This is a genomic window from Terrisporobacter mayombei (assembly GCF_020748465.1).
Taxonomy (GTDB): Bacteria; Bacillota; Clostridia; order Peptostreptococcales; family Peptostreptococcaceae; genus Terrisporobacter; species Terrisporobacter mayombei.
This window is the reverse complement of sequence record NZ_JAHZMP010000203.1, coordinates 1-462: the sequence shown is the minus strand read 5'-3', so window position 1 is coordinate 462 and position 462 is coordinate 1. Positions and strand designations below refer to the sequence as shown.

The following is a 462-nucleotide window of genomic DNA, read 5'->3' as shown; positions in this document are numbered from 1 at the left end:
GTTGTCTGCATTGGTATAAGAGTCACCGCCAAATTCAGGCAGCATATCGGTCCAGCCTTCGATGTCGTACATTACGCCATAATTACGTCCGTAATCGAAAGAACCGTAATCTGCAAATTTCAGCCCGGCAAATGCCAGACGGGTCCATGACTGGTTTTTTGAAGATTCAGTGTTGTTTGCCTGAATATTGTATTCCCATTGACCGTAGCCAGTGAGTTGATCGTTAATTTGGTTTCGCCTTTAAAACCCAGACGCGCATAGCTCTGGTCGCCATCTTTCGCTGAATTATCAGAAAAATAATGCAGGCCATCAACTTTGCCATACAGAGCTAATTTGTTGCCGTCTTTATTATAAACTTCGGCTGCATGTGCAGCACCTGCGGCGAGCAGGGCCGGAATTAAAAGTGCCAGTACTTTGCTTTTCATTGAATAAATCCTTTAGTTATTTTATTTGCCTTTTATC

At 43.3% G+C, this 462-nt stretch carries 1 pseudogene; it reads right to left on the bottom strand.

The window, feature by feature from the left end:
- Positions 1–425 (bottom strand): annotated as a pseudogene (ompN, locus tag K0039_RS21145) (porin OmpN); the annotation flags it as partial.
- Between the last annotated feature and the right edge of the window lie 37 nt (positions 426–462).